The organism is Lactobacillus sp. wkB10 (genome assembly GCF_000760615.1).
Classification (GTDB): Bacteria; Bacillota; Bacilli; order Lactobacillales; family Lactobacillaceae; genus Lactobacillus; species Lactobacillus huangpiensis.
The window spans coordinates 1-21655 of the sequence record NZ_JRJB01000012.1 but is presented as its reverse complement, the minus strand read 5'-3'; the positions used below and the strand labels follow the sequence as shown (position 1 = coordinate 21655).

The window sequence follows — 21655 nt, the reverse complement described above, 5'->3', positions numbered from 1 at the left end:
TATATAAATATAATTTTATATAGTATTTTTTCAAAATGATAAATTTAATTTAATAAATCAAGCTAGTAAAGGGCTTACAAAAATATCCAAATATAGTAAATAGTATTTAAATTTACGTATAGTATATATAAATATATGAAAATATAAAATAGCAGGCGCACTTCTTATATACATGAAAATTTAAAATATTTTAGTTTTTTTATAAATTATTAATGTTATTTTATATAAATTAAACTCCATTATTAATAGTAAGGTTAAGATATCTTAAAGTTATTTAAAAAAAATAAAGTTTTATTTTTTATCTATATGTTATTTAAGGTTAGTTTATAATAAATACTATATTGACAATTATAATACCCAGCATTAAAATATTGCTATAAATAGTATTTTTGAGAAAGGATTATTTTATGCTAGGTAAAAATAATAAGAGAGAAAGAGTACGTAAAATGGAAATGCAGGCAAAGCAAGACCACTTCTCAATTCGTAAATTGACAATTGGTGCTGCTTCTGTCTTGCTCGGTTTTACTTTCTTTGGCTTGAATAGTCAGACCGCTAAGGCTGATACTGTTGATCCTGCAAAGGAAGAAATTAATACTAAAACTAATGAGTCTCAGACTGAGCTTGATCAAACAGCAGATAAAGATAAAGCCCAAACTCCAAGTGAAAACAAGCAAAGTAACTCAACGAAAAAGGATGCAGACTTAACCACATTTTCTGGCCTGAGTTCTTTTTTAAAGAGTACTGATACTGAGAAATCAACCACTGCAGGAAAAGATTCTACAGATAAAACTGAGGATTCCAAGGCTGATGATCCAAAAGATAAGGACGAGGATAATACTGTTGACGATAGTTCCAAAACCCCTGATCAGGATCAAAGTAATGCTAAGGATCCATCTAAAACTGATGATGACACTAATCAGGATACTTCAGAAACAAATGATTCTGAAAAAACTGATTCTCAGGATCCTGAATTAGTTGATAAAGATGAAAAAAGGGATGCTACCGGTACAATTGCTGAGGTAAAAAATTGGGATAATTTTAAAACTGCACTCTTAAATGCAAATGTGAGCGAAATTCGTATCATGAATGATATTGCTCCCACAACTAATGGAGGACACGCATCTATTGGTAGAGTTCCTGGAAGAACGTTGCGAATCATATCCGATGGGGATACGCGACATTTAATTGATTTTAAAGGATACCACCCTGAAATTATTCAGCGTAATTCCTTTGACGTAACTTTTGAAAATGTTGCAATGAAAAGCGCAGACTATTATGGCGTATTTGATACTGGTGGGCTAAATAGTAGTCAAAATGCCAACATTACCTTTAAAAATACGAAATTTGAAGGTTCCCAGTTAATTTATTCTGGTCGGAACACTCACATCTTCTTTCGTGGTGATAATGAAATAAGAACGATTAAAACACCTTATTATGATGGTGGACCATCTGACAATAACAACCAGCAACTATTTCAGTTCACTGGTCAAAATTGTAGTGTTGAATTTGTAGACGGTACATTCACAGGCTCTACTTTTGGCGGCAGCATGATTGAAATGGAAAGCGATAATGACGTTGTTACAGTTCGTCAAGGTGCCACTGTTAATTTGACGCCCTTATTAGAGTATGACGGTTCTCATGGTTCAAATGGTGAATGGGGGAGACCATTTACTGTTATTGCTATTACCGGTAGTGGCACCGTAAACGTTGCGGGTACATTGAATATTAATATGGGCGATAACTCAAAGGCAAATCCATATAAGGGAACTCGCAATGACAATAAATGTAGAGCGATATATCTACGGAATTCTAACTCTAGTTTCAATATTGAAACCAATGGTACAGTAAATATTACTACTAACGGTAACATCAGTGACGCAAATGGTGGTGGCTACCTTATTTATGATGGTGGTAATTTTAACATTAAACCTAAGGGTACTTTAAATGTCACTGGTCAGGACATGGGTGACTATAGTGGAACTTTAGTCTTGGTTAAGGGCAAAGCTGATGTTGAAAACGGTGCTTTTAATATTGTTCTCGATGGTTCCACTAACATTGATAACCGGCCAAGCGCGGGAAAAGGCGCTATTACGTTAGTAGATGTTCAGGGTGGTACTTTAATTGTCAATAACCCCACCTCTCTAATTTTGAATGCGTCGGCTAACAAGAATCCAGATACCAGTATCGTTGGTGAAAATAATATTACTATAACAAATGTACGGCAACAATTCGATCTTACTAATTTAAACATTGGACTTGGCAAACTTACTTTACCGCCATTCCACGTTTTAAATGTTAGAAAACAAAGAAAAGGCACCATTCTTGTAGACAAACTTGAGCTATTGAATGGTAAAACGACGCTAACTGAAGATCTATTGGATCAATTAAAAGTCAAAATAGCATCTGCTGGTATTAATTATGAAAAGTTACCAAATGATGTGAAAGAATCTTTAGAAGAAACTTCAGCCAGCAATAAAACTTTTGACGATCTTTTTATTGATATTATTCAAAGAGCATTCAACAATAGCGAAAACTTTGGTTACAATAATATTGCCTTTATTCCTGCCAACCCAAGTGGTTTTATGGACATTGACACTAGCAAGGTCACTATCACGAGGAATGACGACGGTTCAAACACTATTACGGGCGCTGCAGGTAGTGTAATAAATTATGACCCTAAAGTAGATGGTCTGGAAGACTCTCAAAATAAGTTCGGTTTGGTTATGCCGATAGCTACCAAGGCTTATATTGTTGCCAATATTGTTGATGATAAAAATAAGAAAACTATCTGGGCAGATGATTCTATAGCAAATCCATACCAGAATACGGTTGACAATGCCAAAAATGACACTCATAACCCTTCACTAAACCCTCTGCCAACTAAGTACGCTGCTGTTGTCAATGACGATGGTTCATTTAGCTTTACTATTCCGGCGGATAAAACTATCAATTACAATAAAAATTATGGTATTGAGTTGTCACCTAGTGCTAACTTCATTGGATATGATCCGACTGATACCAGTAAGCCTGTCAAAATAACTTTGGATATTCTGACATTGAGTGATGCTCGCGATCAAGCAGCTAAGACTATTAATGATGCGATTAACAAGGCTAAAAATGATAAGCCTAATAATTTGACGGATGAGCAAAATAAAGCATTTAATGATGCGATGACCCAAGCTGCTGCTGCAGCTTCAAAGACCATCAATAGTGCTAACAAGGACACATCTGTTTACTCCTCTGATGCAAATACGATTACGATTGTAAACAAGCGTCGGGATGATGCTTTAAAGATTATTGATGATGCAATTAAAGCTGCTAATGGTTCAGCTCAAATTGAAACTAATAAAACTAATGCCATTAATGATTTGAATAATGAGGCAAGTAAACAATCTGGATACTATCCTTCACAAACTCAGGCAATTAATCAAGCGCGAGATAAAGCAATTGACCAGGTTAAGGCTGCACAAAATAACAATGATGTTGCTAGTGCTAGAGACGAGGGAATAAAGGCAATTGATAAGGTTGCTCTTGACTATAAGGCTTCTGTCAAATCTGATCTTAATAAGCAGATTGAACAGGTAAAAACCGATATAGCAGAAACTGCAAAAGATTCTAACTTAAGCGACACTGAAAAATCTGAGATTAATGGTTTAACGGATAGACTTAAGCGTCCAGAAGCAATTGCTGCTGAACAAGGTGACATTGATAAAGATTCTGATGAAACTTCAGTCAAAGGTCACCAAAAAGAAGCTCAGGATACGATTGATGCTCTTAAGAACACTATCAGTGCAATTAAAAAATTGCAAGATGCTGCTAAAGATGAAATTTCTAAGCACAGTGACAAAACGACTGATATTCAAAATTCTTTAAATGATGCTGTACATAAAGTCATCAATGGTGATGATCCTGACGGCTCAAAGGGTCTTGAAGCGATCAAACAGGTATATGCGGATCAGGAAGCTGCCAATATTAATAAAGCAGCTGAAGCAGCCAAAAAGAGAGTGCAGAAATCAGGACTTGCAGCAGCAGATCAAGCAGAGTACTTAAATGCAATCGATAATGCTGCTAAAATTGCTACTGCTAAACCTGGTGACCCAGGCTATGATGCAAGTAAATCTATTTACGGTACGTCAGATGGAACGGCTATAAAGCAAAGAGAAGCTATAGCACAGACAGCTTTTGATAAAGCTGCAGCAAAGGCTGAAGTTGCAGGTTTTGCTGTTACTAACCAAAATGATCTATCAGTTAACTCAAATAGCGATATTGCAAAAGCAATTAGTGATGGGTTGGCAAATATTGATAAGGCAGCTGACTCTAATGCAGTAGCAGCTGCAGAAGATACTGCCAAAAAGAATGTGCTTAAAGCAATTTCTAAGCAAAAATTAGCTGATGTTGAAGCTGACGTCGAAAATCAAATCAGCAACATTTCTGGCTTGACCGCTCAAAATATTGACGATGCCAAAAAGCAGGCCCAGAAGATTTTAAGCAATAATGCCGATCCACTGGGATATACTCAAAGGGTTGATCAGGCTGACTCACTTACAACAATTGATGGAGCCAGAAATGACGGTATTACAGCTCTGAACAATCTGTTGACTAAGCAACAAGAGTTAGGTAAGCGTAACACTCAGGTAAGTGACGCTGTTGCACAAATTAGGCAAAAGCAACAAGATGCTGAAAAAGCTATTAATGATATAACAGGCTTAAGTAGCGAAGATAAAAAGGGATACCTTGATCAAATTAAGAAGGTTGCTGACGACAGTATTAAGGGTTTAAGCAATATTGACACTGCAAAGATTGATGATGCTGTAACAACAGCCAAAGGTAAAATTGACAGTATAGTTGCTGATGCTCAGAATAAGGGCGATAGTGTAATCAAAGATGCACGTGCAAAAGCATCACAAGCAATTGACGATGCGGCAAAGGCTGCCAAGCAAAAGATTGAAAGCATACCTGACAGTCAACTTAGTCAATCAAACAAGAAGCACTATGAAGATTTGATTGATCAAGATGCGCAAGCCGCTAAAGATAAAATTGCGGCTGCTCAAGATGAAGACACTGTCAAATCAGCTGCTCAAGATGGTGCAAACAATATTACCAGGGACTTAAACGACGCACAGGTTTCTGCTGCACGCGCTAAAGCAATTTCTGACTTGCAAACTGCAAAGAATGAAGCCAGAAAGACCATCTCTGCAGCACATGATAGTGGCTCACTTAAAGACAAGGACTGGGAAGATAAATTAAACCAGATTGACAGTGCATATGACCAAGCTGTTCAAGCAGTAACAGGCGACCTTAATGTTTCAGATATTAATGATGATGCTGATAAAGGCAAAAAGAGTATTCAAAGCATTGTTGACAGTATCTCGGATGACGAAGCAACAAAAGCTTTAGTAGCAAAGCGTGATGATGCTATTAAGAAATTAAGACAGGCTCGCGATAATGCTAATACCCAAATAACTACTGATCCTAATTTAAGTGTTACCGAAAAGAACGATTACTATAACCAAATCTCAAATGCCTTTAATACTGCTCAATCGGCTATTCAGTCAGCAGGTAAAGAAGACGATATCGATGACGCTCTTACAAATGGCACGAGGAAACTGACTGAGATTCAGGAAGCTGCAAACTTGCAATCTGCTAAAGATCAAGCTCTAAATGACTTGCTTGCGGAAAGAAGCAAAATTAGAGAACAAATTGGCAATATGGATCAAGTTACGAGTGATAATAAGAATCAGTTACGTAATAAAGTTGAAGAACAATACAATCAAGCAGTCAAGAATATTAATTCTGCAAGTACATCTTCTATTCAACAAGTTACTCAAGCAACTCAACAAGGCAAAGCAGCTATTGATGATGTAATCAGCGATACGAACATTAATAAAGTTATTAACAAACAAAAACTTGATGAGTATGCTCAAAAAGCTATAGATCGCATTAGCAATGCAACAGATATTGCTCAAACAGTAAAGGACTCCACTATTGCTGGAATCAAAACTGCTCTTGATGAAGCAAAGGCCAATGTCGATAATGCAGAAGATATCCCAGCTTCTAATCTTGCAGAACAAAATGGTGAACTCGCAATAGATGCGGCAGAAGCAAAAGGTAATGGTCTTCAAGGCTATAAGCAAAGTGCCATTGATCAAATTTCTAATGCTGCAAATGATGCTACTTCCCGTTTAACTGAAATTTATAATGGACTTAGTGAAAGTGAGCAAAAAACTGTTAAGGAAGCATTTGATAACGCTGTCAATACTATTCAGCAAAGTTCAAACGATGCAATTGATAATATTAGGAAGGCAACTAATAGAGACCAGGTAGAAAAAACTACTAAAGATGCAATAGCTGCTATTAACAAGGCAGAAACAAGTGCTGACCTCGCTGCTGCAAGAGTTACCGCAATAACTGCTATTAAAGAAGCGGGGGCTAACGCAAATACCCAACTTACAAACCAAAAAGATAAGGATGCAGTAAAAGCTGTTACCGATCTTGGAGAGAAAGATATAAACGTGGCCAGTGATATTGCAACAGTTAATAAGATTAAAGGCAACACTATCCAAAGCATACAAAATATCCGTGATAATGCTTCTGCTTCTAATGCAGATGAAATAAGAGATAATCGTAATAAAGCAATTGATGAACTTGACCAGGCACTCAATGGCGGCGGAAATTATGTTGGAGTCACTAATCAAATTGACAGCTTAACTGATCTAAGTACTGAAGAAAAGAATAAGTTTAAGAACCAAGCTCAAGAAGCGCATGATCGTGCTGTAGCCAAGGTTGATGGTGCCGCTGCTGACCAAATAGATACAGAAAAGAATACTGGGTTAGTCGACATTAACAAGGCATTATCAGATGCGAAATTGCAAGCAGCAAAAAACAAGGCTAAGTCTGACTTGGACCAAGCAGCATCTGATGCTGGTAAAAATGATCCAATTGATAAAGATGCTATTAACAACGAACGTGATAAGGCTAAAGACAAAGTTGATCAATCAGATAGTATTGACAAAGTTAATAAAGCCAAAGAAGATGGCCAAAATGCTATAAAAGGTATAGAACAGACAGGCAAGGATACTCAACTTGCAAATGATAAAGCTGCAGCTAAAAATGATCTGAAAAACGCTGCAGACAAACTGCAACAACGGATTGATCAAGATTTAGCTGATAAGAAACTGGGTCAAGACCAATATGATAAGCTAAAAGACAAAATTGATAAGGCTCGTTCAGATGGTGAAACTAGAATAAACTCGGCCACCGATAAAGGTAGTTTGTCTAATGCCCAGAATCAGAACAAAAATGATCTAAGTCAAATCGGCGCTGAAATTGGTAAAGAAGAATCACTGACAAATGCCTTAACTCAGTTGCAAGATGCCGTCAATAAGGCTTCTGCTGCAGCAGACGAGATCGTCAAAGATAATCCGGATCTGGCTACTCAAATGAGAGATCAGATCAAAGCTGAACGCGATAAAGCTGCGCAAAACATTCAAAGTGCTAAAAATGATGAAAATGATCCTAACAATGCTATGAATCAGGCTGCACAAAATGGGGTTGCAGCAATTACTGGCTTAACTGATCGCTTTAAGGAAAAGAATGAAGCTATTAACAAGTTGAAGCAGTATGCTCAAACTGCAAAGAACGGCTTGCAGAGTGATCATCTTGATGCTAATGAAATTAGCCAAGGCGAAAAAGATATCAATAACGCTCTGCAAGGCGCTATCAGCAACATATATGGCGCCAAAGACAGTGACAATTTAGATAATATTGAGCAGGCTGGAAAAAATGCCATTGATCAAGCTAAGTTGCCAAGCGATTTGTTAGCTGAAAAGAACAAGCAGATTGCTGCTATTGATGATTATGTTAAAGGTAAAGGTGATATCAGTTCAGTTGCCTCTAGTTTAAATAATGAGCAAAAGGCTGATTTGCAAAAGCAACTTGATGAAGTTGTGCAAAGTACCAAAGATAAAATTGGCAAAGTTACCTTACCTGAGAATGCAACTGCATCTGACTTGGAGGCAGCAAAGAATAAGCTGTCGAATATCGAAAAAGGTGTGCCAGAAAATAATGAGCCAATTAACTTCGGTGAAGCCGGTGTAGATAAGATCTACGATATAGCTAAGAATAAACAGGATATCTACCAAGCTAAGCAAGATGCTATCAAAGAGCTGCAAAATATTAAGGATGAAGCTGATAAAAAGATTGAAGGTTCTGGTTTATCGGCAGCTGATCAAGATACGGAAAAGAAAAAAGTACAGGATATCTTTGACAAGAGTAAGACAGAAATAAATGATATTCCTGTCAAAGGAGAGGATGGTACTACCGATAGAACAGCTGATGAAGTCAAAAACGATGCTCAAGCTATAATTGATAAGGCCAAGAACGGGTATAAAGATCCTTCAACTGGAAAAGATGTCCCTGGCATTTCAAATATTACTGATCAAGCAGATCTTGCCGGAGCTAAAACCAAGGCAGAAGGTTATCTGAAAGACAAGCAAAATCAGGCTCATGATATTATTAATAAGTCGCAGTTAACTGATTCTGAAAAGAAGGAAGCTATTAAGGCTATTGATGATGCTTATGATGCTGAAAAAGCAAAAATTGAAGCTATCAAAGATGTTGAGAATGTTCCAAAAGATAAAGATCACGTTGGAACCAACATTGATCAGATTTGGCAAAATTCTTCTGAATGGGTTGTTAAAGATAAGCATGATGCTGTAAATGGCACTAATGGTTTGCAAAATGAATATGACAAATTAACTAGTGAGCAAAAAGCTAATCCAGATTATAAGGATCATATTAAAGATATAACTGATGCTCTGGCCAACATCAATAAAGCTGACAATATTCCGGATATCAGTTCTGCCTACGATAAAGGCATTACAGCTTTGAATAAACTTAAAGCTAAGGAAGAAATTAAAACTGCTGCTGACAAGGCAAAAACTGAGATTAAGAATAATAAAGATTTAGATGACACAAAGAAGCAAGAACTTATTGATAATGTTGATAAGCACGTTACAGATAGTAACACAGCAGTTGATCAAGTTAATGCACCTAGTGATGATCCTGCTGGTAAGAAGACTAATATTGATAAGGTAGTTGACACAGCTAAAGACGATATCCAAGTTGAGATTAATAAGGCAAATCAAATCAGCAAAGACAAGGCTGATGAGGAGATTGCTGATAAAGCAAAAGAGGCTATCGATAAGATTCATAAAGAATTTGGTGAAGATGCTGATACTTCTTCAATCCAAAATGCTTTTGACAAAAACAAACACACTGAAGGCAATTCTTATGATGAGATTCAAAAGAATAAACTTGAAGCGGAAAAGGAAATTGCCAAAGGTGCCGTTGATGATGCTGCTAAGAACGCCAAAAAGGATGTTGACAATAATAAGGGCAAACACCAAGATGGCACTGACTTAACTGACGGAGAAAAACAAAAAGTTAAGGATGAGATCGACCGTCAAAAAGATAATTCCAAAGATAAAATTGATCAATCAAATAGCAGTGATGATATAGACAAGCATCGTGATGAAGGGATAGATACTATTCATCAAGACAGTTCTGATCCGTCAACAATCGACAAGGTTATTCAAAGCGGAAATAATAACGGTGGTGGTTCAGGTACTGGAGGAGGTTCTGCAGTAACTCCTGTAACTGATCCAAATAAGAAGCCTGACGACAATGCTAACAGCAATAAAGACGATGGCAATGATAAAGGTTCGGATGTTGATTTAACCAACTCTTCTGCAGTCGAATTGTTGCATAATGCATACTTGTACGACGAAACTGGCAAGCGGGCTAACCAGATTACTTTAGGTGTTGGTTCAATCCTTACTATCTATGGTACTAAGACGATAAATGGTAAAGAATACTACATCTTAGTTGATCAAGGTGCCAAGAACAAGAAGTACTATGTTGCTGTGGGCAATGCACAGGCTACTAAGCAAAAGTTGACTCACAATGCGTATATCTATAATCAACTTGGTAAGCGGGTTAAGAAGTCAGGCGTTTACAAGAAGGGGCAGACGCTGAATACTTACGGCGATGCCGTTAAGATCCGCGGTAAGAAATACTTTATTATTGGCAAGAATCGCTTTGTAAAAGCAGCAAACGTTAAGTTGATAACTGCTTCAAAATCAGCAAGTGAAGAAGTTGCGCAAGCAGATACCAACAGTAGTGAACAACCTGTTGTAACTGTTGCTAAGAGCTTAAAGCATAATGCTTATCTCTATAATGAAAGCGGCAGGCGTGCAAATAAGCTGATCTTTAATGCAGGCTCAGTAGTTGAAACTACCGGCAAGAAGAAGATCAATGGTCAGACATACTATGCCTTGCCTGATGGACTTTACATAGCCAGTGGCAATATTGATGCCAAGAAATTAAAGCTGAAACATAATGCTTATATTTACAATAAGTATGGTCATCGCTTAGGCAAAAAAGTGCTGAAGAAGCGTAAGTCAGTTAAAACTTATGGTAATTCAGTCAAAATTGGTCATAAAAAGTACTACACATTAAGTAAAGGGAGGTTCGTAAAGAAAGCAAACTTTTAAATAATCAGAGCTTTAAAACATACAGCTTAAATATCACGAAAGAAGTGTCACATTTGTGGCACTTCTTTTGTATTTTCGGATCAAAGATAATAAAAGTCTTAATAAGTATTACAATTAGTTATTTTTAAAGGGGATGTGTTTTCTTCTTTTTCTGCAAATCAAATTAAAAAGCGTATAAGTTTAAACAGATAAAAATGATATAAACAAGTCGAAGAAATGATGTTTACCTAATTAATCGTGTTAAATAAATCACAAACATATTCATGTATACACAGTAAAACAGTAATTTGTATATTATATATAAATATTATTTTTAAAATTAAATTGAATTTATAGATAATATATAAAGTGTGAATTAAAAAATGCAATTATTGTTATTTTAATCATAAATATGTCTATAAAACAGTATTTAATCCCAAAATATAGTTATTTAATAAACATGTTTTTTAAATTTTATTACATATTTAAGTGCATAATAATGTTACTAAATTGACAGTAAAAATAACAGGACTTACAATTAATATGTAATCATAATTTTGAGGAAGGATTATTATGCTAGGTAAAAATAACAATAAGGAAAGAATACGTAAAATGGAAATGCAGGCAAAGCAAGACCACTTTTCAATTCGTAAATTGACAATTGGGGCTGCTTCTGTCTTGCTTGGTTTTACATTCTTTGGCTTAAACAATCAAACAGTTAAAGCTGATACAGTTGATCCGGCAAATGAAGAAGTAAATTCTCAAAAAAATGAGAATGAAACAACTAAAACGGAACAAACTGAGGGTACTGCCAAAACTGCAACTACAGAAAAGCAGTCAAGTCAAGATAATACAAAGCACGATTTAAGCACTTTTTCTGGCTTAAGTTCGTTTTTAAGAGATAGTGGCAGTGACTCAAAAGCTAGTCACAGTTTATTAACTGGTCAGGAAAAATCAGAAAAGACAACCTCTGAGCCAACAAATAGCTCGGACCAACAGTCTAGTCAGGATCAACAAACCAATGATGTTTCATCTCCTAAAGGAGATACAACAAAGCCTGTTGATTCAACTGCTGTAGTAGATGAAGATCCAAATGCTGCTGAAAACACAGAAATAAATACCAGGGATGCTGGTGTAGCACAGGTCCATACCTTTACTGAACTTATAACTGCATTTCAGAATGAATCTATTTCAGAAATTGACGTCATGAACGATATTACTGACGGACCAGAGAATGGATCACAAGCATACTACTTCTATGGCAGGAAAATGTTGATTAAATCCGCTGGCAACGGTAATACCAGATTTAAAGTGGACTTGAAAGGTAATCACCTTCAACTTAATGGCGGAAGTACTAATGATTTAGATATAACGTATGACAACCTTGATTTATGGAGTGCTGATATCTGGGGCGTCATCATGACTGATGATTACAACAAGGACGGGCATTTTTCAAAAGTAACGTTTAATAATGTTAATTTCCATGGTTCGCAGATGGTTCACTGTGGTAACAATACTAAAATTTACTTTACAGGAACTAACTATGGTGAAGTGACTCATACACCATATCCTGGCATTACAATATCAAGTGGTGATGTTCAACAACTATTTGAATTTACAGGTTCAAACAACTCAATTGATTTTAGCGGTACTTTTACCGGTAAAACTGTCGGTGGTAACGTATTAGAAATGGCTGGGAGCAACAATGTTGTTAATATTGCCAAGGACGCTAAGGTTACACTTGCTCCGCGAATCTATTTTCCTAATAATAACTTAGGCTCTAATGCTGCTGAGCACACGGGACTTCCTTTAGCCATCGCCATGCTAGGTAATAATGAAGCCGTGAATGTTAATGGTGAATTAAACATTATAGTTGGTAGTGATCACTATAATGGTACAAATGATAATGATCAGTCTAGTGCAATTCTTATCAATGATGGTAACTCTGTCTTCAATATTAATAGCGATGCGAAAGTAAATATTACCACTAATGGTGATATAGCCAATAACTGGTGGAATAGAAACCTGATTTATGATGGTGGTAACTTTAACATTTTGCCACGAGGCTCGTTAAATATTAACGGTTCAAATATGGGCGACTATTCTGGTACCTTAGTTCTTATTAAGGGTACGGCCAATATTGAGAACGGTGGTTTCAATATTGTTCTTGGTCAGCCAGATCCCAGTGGCAAATATGTAAACGGTGGTACTGGTCAAATACTATTAGTAGACGTCCAGGGTGGGAAATTACTTGTTAATAATCCTACTTCATTAATCTTGAATGCTCAGGGAAATACCAATCCTAATACCAGTATTATCGGCACAATGCCAATTACCTTAACAAATGTGCGACAACAATTTGATTTGAGTTCGACACAAAGTGGGGTAGGTAAAGTAACATTGCCACCGTTTCACGTTTTAACTGTTAGGAAAACTGATAGTACGATAGCGGTTGATAATATTGAATTGCTTAATGGTCAAGAAAAGTTAACTGCAGATAAATTAGCAGAAATTAAGGCCGAAGCGGCTAAAGCTAATATTTCACTTGATAAATTGCCGACAGACGTCCAAACTTCATTGGCTGATGGTATTAAGAACGGCTGGACTTACGATCAAATTTTTTCGGACATTATTCAAAAGGCATTTAATAATAGCAATAATTTTGGCTATAACAACATTAGTTTCATTCCAGCCAATCCGAGCGGTTTCTTGGATATTGATCCCGGTAAGGTTCAGATAACTAGAAACGCTGATGGTTCACAAACAATTTCCGGTGAACCAGGCAGCGTAATTAATTATAATTCTGCTGTTGATGGTCCGGATTCAGATCCAGAAAATTTGAAAAACCCATTTAGTTTGATTCTCCCAGTTGCCACTAAAGCATATATTATGGCTAATTTAATTGATAGTATGGGAGTAAAAACTGCGTGGACACCAAAGGATCAAAATGGCAAGAATTTAATTGACAACCCATATTCGCAAACAAAAGACACCATAAGAGATTCAAGCAACAGTTCTTTGAACCCTTTACCAACACAATTTGCAACAATTGTAAATGACGATGGTTCATTTAGTTTTACTATTCCAGCCGATCAAACGATTAAGTTTGATAAAGGCTACTCTGTAGAATTGACTCCAAATGCAAACTTTGTTAGCTATGATCCGTCTAGTTTAGCTGCCGGACGTCGCCCAATAATTAAAAATTTGGATATTCTAACTTTATCAGATGCTCAAGATCAGGCTGCTAAGGCAATAACTGATGCAATTAGTGATGCGAAAATTCATAGACCTAACAATCTATCTGAAGCTCAAGTTAAAGACTTTAATGATCAATTAGATAAAGTTGCGGTCGCTGCATCTAAAACAATTGATACCGATAACGAAAAAACTTCGGTTTATGCTTCAAGTGCAAATACTTTAACAGAGGTCAACAATCGTAAGAATGCTGCTCTTGATGCAATTAAGAATATCGTAAATCAGGCGCAAAATTCTTCAACGATTGAGGCATCTCGTAATAATGCAATTACAAATTTAAATAATGAAGCCACATTGCAGTCAAAGAGATTCCCTACAATGGTAGATGCAATTAATGCTGCACGTGATAAAGCAATTAATACTATTAAAAGTATTCAAGCTGATAAAGATATTACTGAAGCAATGAAGAATGGCATCAATGCGATTGATCAAGCTGCTTATGGTTATAAGAAGAGTATTGAAACTGATCTTAAGCAAAAAATTGATCAAGTTTATGTTGACGCTTACAAGCTAGCAAGCGATCCTAACTTGAGTAAAGAAGAGAAGACCGAAGTAACTAATTTACCTACTCGACTGGCTCGTGCTCAGGCTATCGCTCAACCAGAAGGCGATATTGAAAAAGATTTTGACCAAGTATCAGTAGATGGGCACCAAAAAGAAGCTCAAGATATAATTGATAAAGTTAACAAAACAATTCAGGCACTGAAAGACTTACAGGCTGTTGCTCAAGATGAAATTAACAACCATGCCGATAAGACTGCAGAAATAAGGGATTCTTATAATCAAGCAGTTCACAATATTATCACTGGTGATGATCCCGATGGTTCCAAGGGTAAGGAGTCGATTAAGGATATAAATGCTGACCAAGAAGCAAGTAAAATTAATGCTGCAGCGGCTGCTGCCAAACAGCGAGTACAGAATTCAGGCATTAGCTTAGATCAACAGACTCCTTTACTGGACGCAATTGATCAAGCAGCAGAAGTTGCAACTGCAAAACCAGGGAGTTCTATGTATGATGAGCAAAAGTCAATTTACGGCACTTCTGATAACAATGCAATCCAACAAAGAGAAGCAGCAGCACAAACTATTTTTGATCAAAATGCTGCAAAAGCTGAAATTATAGGATATGCAAATGCTAATGAAAATTCGTTAGGCATTCCTTCAAACTCTGAAATAGAAAAAACAGTAACTGATGGTTTGACTAATATTGATAAAGCAAGCGATTCTGCTGCTGTTTCGACAACTGAAGAGTCAACTAAGCGGTCAATTTTAAGACAGCTTTCTAAGATTAAACTTGCTAAAGTAGAAAGCGATATTGAGACCCAACTGCGTAGTTTGCCTGGCTTATCTGCAAATGATATTGACGATAGCGTTGTAGCTGCGCAGAAGTTGCTCAATAATTCAACTACTCCTCTTGGTTATAACCAGCGCATTGACCAAGCAGATAGTTTAACCGCAATCGACTCAGCACGAAATGATGGTATCGATGCCTTAAACAACTTACTGGCTTCAGCTAAAGCTAATGGTGAGCGTAACAATTCTTTGGCTGATGCTATCAAACAGATCAGACAAGAGCAAACTAATGCTAATTCAAGAATTGATCAAACAAGCAATCTAACTGATGAACAAAAGAAAGCATATCATGATCAAATCAGTAAAGTAGTTAATGATAGTATAGATACTTTAAACAAGGTTAATAGTTCAAAAATTGCTGAGACAGTAACTAATGCCAAAAATAGTATTGAGAATATCGTAAGCGATGCTCAAGGCACTGCCAATAAGGAGGTAGAAGAAGCTAGAACCAATGCAGCTCAAGACATTGATACAGCTGTTAATGATGCAAAAGCTAAAATTGAAAGCATTGATGATAGTCAACTCAGTCCTTCAAATAAGAAGTATTATGAAGATCAAATCGATCAAGATGCCCAAGCTGCAAAGGCAAAAATTGCTTCGGCTCAAAATGTTGCTGATATCACTTCGGCAAAGCAAGATGGTCAAAACAGTATTCTTAAAGATTTAGGTGCTGCTCAAATCACAGCCACTAAGGCGCAGGCAATTAGTAAACTGCAACAGGCCAAAGCTAATGCTAAGGATGTTCTTGCAAATGCCCAGAAAAATGAACAACTTGATTCTGCAACAGTTCAAGCCAAACGGGATCAGATTGATGCAGGGTATGATCAAGCAATCCAGGCTATCACTAATGACCATACAGTAACTGATATTAATGATGATGCTCAAAAAGGAATTGATGCTATTAATTCCGTTATTAATTCTCTTTCATCAGATATCAACGCCCAAGCCTTAGAAAAACAGCGTCAAACTGCAATTGGAAAATTAAAAGATGCGCGCGATTCTGCAAACAGTCAGATCACTAATGATCCTAATTTGGGCGTAACAGAAAAGAATGACTACTATAACCAGATTACAAATGCCTTCAATCAAGCTCAAACTGCTATTCAAAGTGCAGGTAAAGATGATATAGATGCAGTATTAACTAAGGGTATAAATGATTTAACAACCATTCAAGCTGCAGCGAACCTGCAATCTGCAAAAGACCAGGCTTTAGCAGCTCTAATGAATGAGCGCAATAAAGTTAAAGAGCAAATTGGCAATATGGATCAAATTACCAGCGCCAACAAAGATGACTTGCGTGCAAAAGTAGATGCTACATATGATATTGGTGTTAATGGCATTAATAATAAAAATACCACTACTAATGAGCAGCTTAATGAGATTGTCCAGAATGGTAAGTCACTAATTGACAATGTGATTAGTGACGTAAATGTTAATAAAATCCTTAATAAGCAAAAACTTGACGATTATGCTCAAAAAGCGATTGAGCGAATTAATAATTCGTCAGATATTACTAATGACGCCAAGACCACAACCATTAGTAACATTACATCTGCCCGTGATAATGCAAAATCAGCAATTGATTCAACAGCTGCAATCTCTGATGCTAATACAGCAGAAAAAAAGGGCGAATCAGCTATTGATGCTGCAGAAGCTGCAGGTAATGGTTTCAATACATCTAAAACTGATACTAGAAATAATATTGCCAATGCTGCTACCAGTGCCAAGAATCGCTTAAACGACATTTATAGCAAATTATCTGAAGATCAAAGAAAAGCAGTAGATGATAAATTTAATGATGCAATTAGTCAGCTTGAGTCAATCCCAACGGATTCAAATAGTAAAATTGACGCAGCTACAAATAAAGATCAACTAACTGGGATTTATCAAGATGCAATAAATAAAATTAATAGCATTGAATCTGCTGCCAAGTTGGCTAGTGACAAAGTGGTTGCTACGGAATTGATTAAAAACACGGCACTTGCAGCTCGTGATAAACTACATGATTCACGAGACCAAAATGCAGTTTTCGAAGTGGCTGATTTAGGCATTAAAGATATTGACGCTGCCAATGATAGCGATACAGTTGAAAAAATCAAAAATAATACCTTACAGGGAATTAGTAATGTAGTTACTAATGCAAGTAAGAGTGATGCTGACGATATTCGCAACCAAAGAGATCAAGCAATTAAAGAACTTGATAAAGCTCTTGGAAAAGGCTCAACTGATACCGGTGTTCTACCAGAAATAAATGGTTTAACTGGTCTAACCACTGATCAGCTAGCTAAGTTTAAACAGCAAGCACAAGATGCTTATGATCATGCGGTTGCAAGCGTTAATGGCGCTCTATCAGAAAATATTGATACAGAAAAGAATACAGGTCTAAGCAATATTTACCAAGCATTGTCTGATGCTAAACTGCAAGCGGCTAAAAATAAGGCAAAATCCGCTTTAGATGATAAAGCCCAAGCTTCAATTGCTAAAGACGCTAATGATAAATCTACAATTGAAAGCGAGCGGGATAAGGCAAAAGAGAATATTGATAAAGCTAAAAATGAAGATGATGTGCAAAAGGCTCAAGATGAAGGTAATAAAGCAATTGAAGCAATTGTTGATACAGCTAATGATGAGAACATTACTAACGCTAAGACTTCTGCTAAAAATGATTTTGATAATTCAACTAATAAATTACAACAGCAAATTGATCAAGACTTGGCTGATAAAAAATTAGGTCAAGACCAATATAATGATTTGAAAAATAAAATTGATCAAATTCGTCAGTCTGGTGAAACTAGAATAAACTCTGCTACCAATCAGGATCAATTATCTGATGCTAAAGATCAGAATAATGCTGATTTGAATAAAGTTAATAATGAAATTATTAAGGCTGAATCTGTTAATAATGCATTGACTAAGTTGCAAGATGCAGTTAATAAGGCAAACGAAGCTGCAGATAAGATTGCTAAAGATAATCCTAATCTTGCGGATCAGATGAGAGATCGCATTAAGTCAGAGCGAGATAAAGCTGCCCAAAATATTCAAGCCGCTCAAAACAATTCAACTGATGCAAATAGTGCGATGAATCAAGCAGCACAAGCTGGTAGTGATGCAATTACTGGTTTAACTCAGAGATTCGAAGAAAAGAACAAGCAAATTAATACTCTGAAAGAATATGCTGAAACTGCTAAGGCAAAATTACCTGGTTCAGGTCTTGATCCAACTGAAATAAGTCAAAATGAAGCTGCAATAAATGACGCAATGCAAAAAGGTGTTAGCGACTTGTATGGTGCTGATGATAATGCAGACTTAGGTAAAGTTGAAAAAGCTGGTGAAGCTGCGATAGACCAAGCCGGTATTCCAGCTAATTTACTAAGTGAAAAGAATAAACAAATTGCTGCTATTGATAAGTATGTCAAAGATAAGGGCAGTATTAGCCAAGTTGCCAGCGATTTAACTGATCAGCAAAAGGTTGACCTGCAAGATCAGCTTAATCAGTTAGTTCAAAAAACTAAGGATGAAATTAGTAAAGTTGCTTTACCAAGCAGTCCGACAACAACAGATCTGGAAAATGCTAAAAAGAAATTACAAAATATTGAAAAGGGGCTCGATAGCGAGGGACACTCAATCAATTTAGGTGAAACTGGAATTGACCAGCTATACCAAACAGCCCAAAATAAAGAAGAAATCTATCAAATTAAGCAAAATGCTATTAATAATCTTCTTGAGCAAAAAGCAGAAGCTGATAAAAAGCTTGAAGATTCTGGTTTAGTAAACTCCGATTTACAAAAGCAAAAACAGAAGATTCAAGATATTTACGATCAAAGCAAGGAAAAGATTAACGCAGTTCCAACAACAGATAAGAATGGAAATGATCGTTCTACTGATGACGTCAAAAAGGACGTTGATCAAATTGTCAACAATGCAACCCAAGGATATTCTGATAGCGATTCTGGCAGTCACGTTCCTGGATTTACTGATGTTGAAAAAGATACTGATCTTGCTGCTGCCAAAGCAAAGGCAGAGGATATTTTACAAAGAAAATATTCAACAACTCACAACATTATTGGCTCATCTCAACTAACTGCTGATCAAAAGAAAACATTAAACAAGATAGTTGATGATTTATATGCAACTGAAAAAGCAAGTATAGAACAACAAACTGATATCAACAAAATTCCGACTGACGAAAATCAAATTGGTACTAAGCTAACTGATACTTATCAAAATACTTCTGAGTGGTTTGATTATAATCAATCTAATGCCTTAAATGGTTCTGGAAATGAAATAACAGGTCTAGAAGCTGGATACAATGGCTTAACTGAAGCACAAAAAGCCAATCCTGATTATCAAAGGAATATTCAAGCTATACGTGAGGCAATAGATGCAATTAAGCATTCTACAAACATTGAATCTACAACCCAATCGTATAGCAACGGAATCAATGCTTATAATGAGCTGATGTCCAGAGAAAAAGTTAATGATATGTTCAATAAGGCAAAGGACACGCTTAATAATATAGATAGCTTACTTCCTCAGGATAGAGATCATTTCAAAAATAGACTTGATGGCATACATGGAAGTATAGATAGTGTGCTTACTCAAGATGCTCAAGCTGATGCATCTTACGAAAATATTGCCAATCAAATGAACCATGATATTGATATGGCAAGGCAAGCAATTGATCAGTTAATGCAGCAAGCATTATATGCAGTTAAGAGTTCTGCCAATAGGGATATTGAGTCTGAATACAAAGGCGCGGTTGCCCAGAACCAGAAATATTTTGGTGAGTCTGCATCGATTCATTCAACTGATAGTCAGCATGACAAATTTAAAGATATCTCTGGTAATTCTTATGATGAAGTTCTGAATAATAGACTAACTGGAATACGGGAAATTGCCAAAGCGGCTGTTTCTGATGCTGCTACTAATGCCAAGAAGAAAATTGATAATAACAGAGTCAAACATGAAAATGGTGATAACTATACTGACGATGAAAAAGCTGCCATTAAAACTGAAATTGATCGTATTTTAGCTGATGCTCAAACGAAGATTAATCAAAACGATAATCTAACTGATATTGACGGCAAGCGTGACGATGGTATTGATGCGATTAATAAGGCCTCATCAGATTCAACTGTCATTGATAAAATTATTAAAGATAGTGCTAACAACAATAACAACAGCAATAACGATAATTCTATTGGTGGTGGAGACAATTCTAATTCGGATGGTAATGGCAGTACTTCATCTAATCCTGCTGACTCAGCTAAGCAACCAACCAATGATAAAGAAAATGGAGCTAATGGAACTCCAAATGATTTAGGTGAAAGCACTAATGTGACTTTAATGCATAATGCCTATCTATATGATGATTCTGGAAAACGGGCTAACAAAGTTACACTTGGTGCCGGCTCAATTCTTTCAACACACGGTACGGTTACTATTGCAGGACGTGAATACTATGTACTAGTTGACACACATGATAATAACAAGAAGTATTATGTTGCTGCAACAAATGGTCAGGCCACTAAGCAAAAATTGACTCACAATGCGTATGTTTATAACCAGCTTGGCAAGCGGGTTAAGAAAACAGGAGTTTACAAGAAGGGTCAACTGCTTAATACATTCGGAGGAATCGTTAAGATTCGCGGTAAAAGATACTTCACTATCGCGAAGAACCGCTATGTCAAAGCAGGAAATGTAAAATTAGTAACTGCTATGGGATCAGCGAGTGAAGAAGTCGCCGCAGAAACTATTAATACTGCAGTTCAACCTGTTGTAACTACGACTAAGAAATTAATGCATAATGCTTATCTATATGATGAAAATGGCAAGCGTGCTAACAAGTTAATTATCAACTCGGGTTCAGAAATTGAAACAGTAGATAAGAAGACTATTGGCGGTAAAACCTATTATGCTTTAGCAGATGGTTTGTTTGTGGATAGTGGCAACATTGACGCTAAGAGATTAAAGCTGAAACATAACGCTTATATATACAATAAGTATGGTAATCGTTTAGGTAAAAAAGTTTTGCGAAAACATAAAGCTGTTAAGACTTATGGTAATCCTATTAAAATTGGTCATAAGAAATTTTATGTAATAACAAATGGTAAATATATAAAGAAGGCAAACTTTTAAGTTGTTAATCTTTTAATACAGACTAACTAATTGCTAAACGATAAAACACCTCAAATTTGTTCTAAATTTGAGGTGTTTTTGCTTCCAGATTTTTAATTAAGAAATTAGGCTTGTTAGCTACTTTAAAAATGAATTATAAAACACAAAAAAGTTAACAGTGACAATATTAGCGTTTGTTACCAAGGTCGATCATTATCTCGAACTGACGGTAAAGCAGTAAAATTTACTTTCTAAAAAGACATATTTGTATTCAAACATTTTTTAAATAACAAATTAAAATTTATAAAATTATTAGAATTAATTTACTTAATATTTATTAATGTTATTTAATATATGGAAACACACTAGATAAATTTGTATCACAAATGTAATAAAAA

2 protein-coding genes are annotated in these 21655 nt (G+C 36.1%); both read left to right on the top strand.

Going from position 1 to position 21655, the window contains the following annotated elements; translation table 11 throughout:
- The first annotated feature begins 407 nt into the window (after positions 1-407).
- Positions 408-10553 carry an SLAP domain-containing protein gene (locus tag LACWKB10_RS08415; RefSeq protein ID WP_034981164.1) on the top strand — a complete coding sequence of 3382 codons (10146 nt, stop codon included), beginning with the start codon at positions 408-410 and terminating at the stop codon, positions 10551-10553.
- A 552-nt stretch (positions 10554-11105) separates the two neighbouring features.
- Positions 11106-21278, top strand: a complete 10173-nt coding sequence (locus tag LACWKB10_RS08410) for an SLAP domain-containing protein (RefSeq protein WP_034981162.1) — start codon at positions 11106-11108, stop codon at positions 21276-21278.
- Positions 21279-21655 lie beyond the last annotated feature (377 nt).

Bases quoted from the DNA above. Each gene is read 5' to 3' on its own strand.
- LACWKB10_RS08410 (WP_034981162.1), top strand. From the start codon at position 11,106: ATGCTAGGTAAAAATAACAATAAGGAAAGAATACGTAAAATGGAAATG.
- LACWKB10_RS08415 (WP_034981164.1), top strand. From the start codon at position 408: ATGCTAGGTAAAAATAATAAGAGAGAAAGAGTACGTAAAATGGAAATG.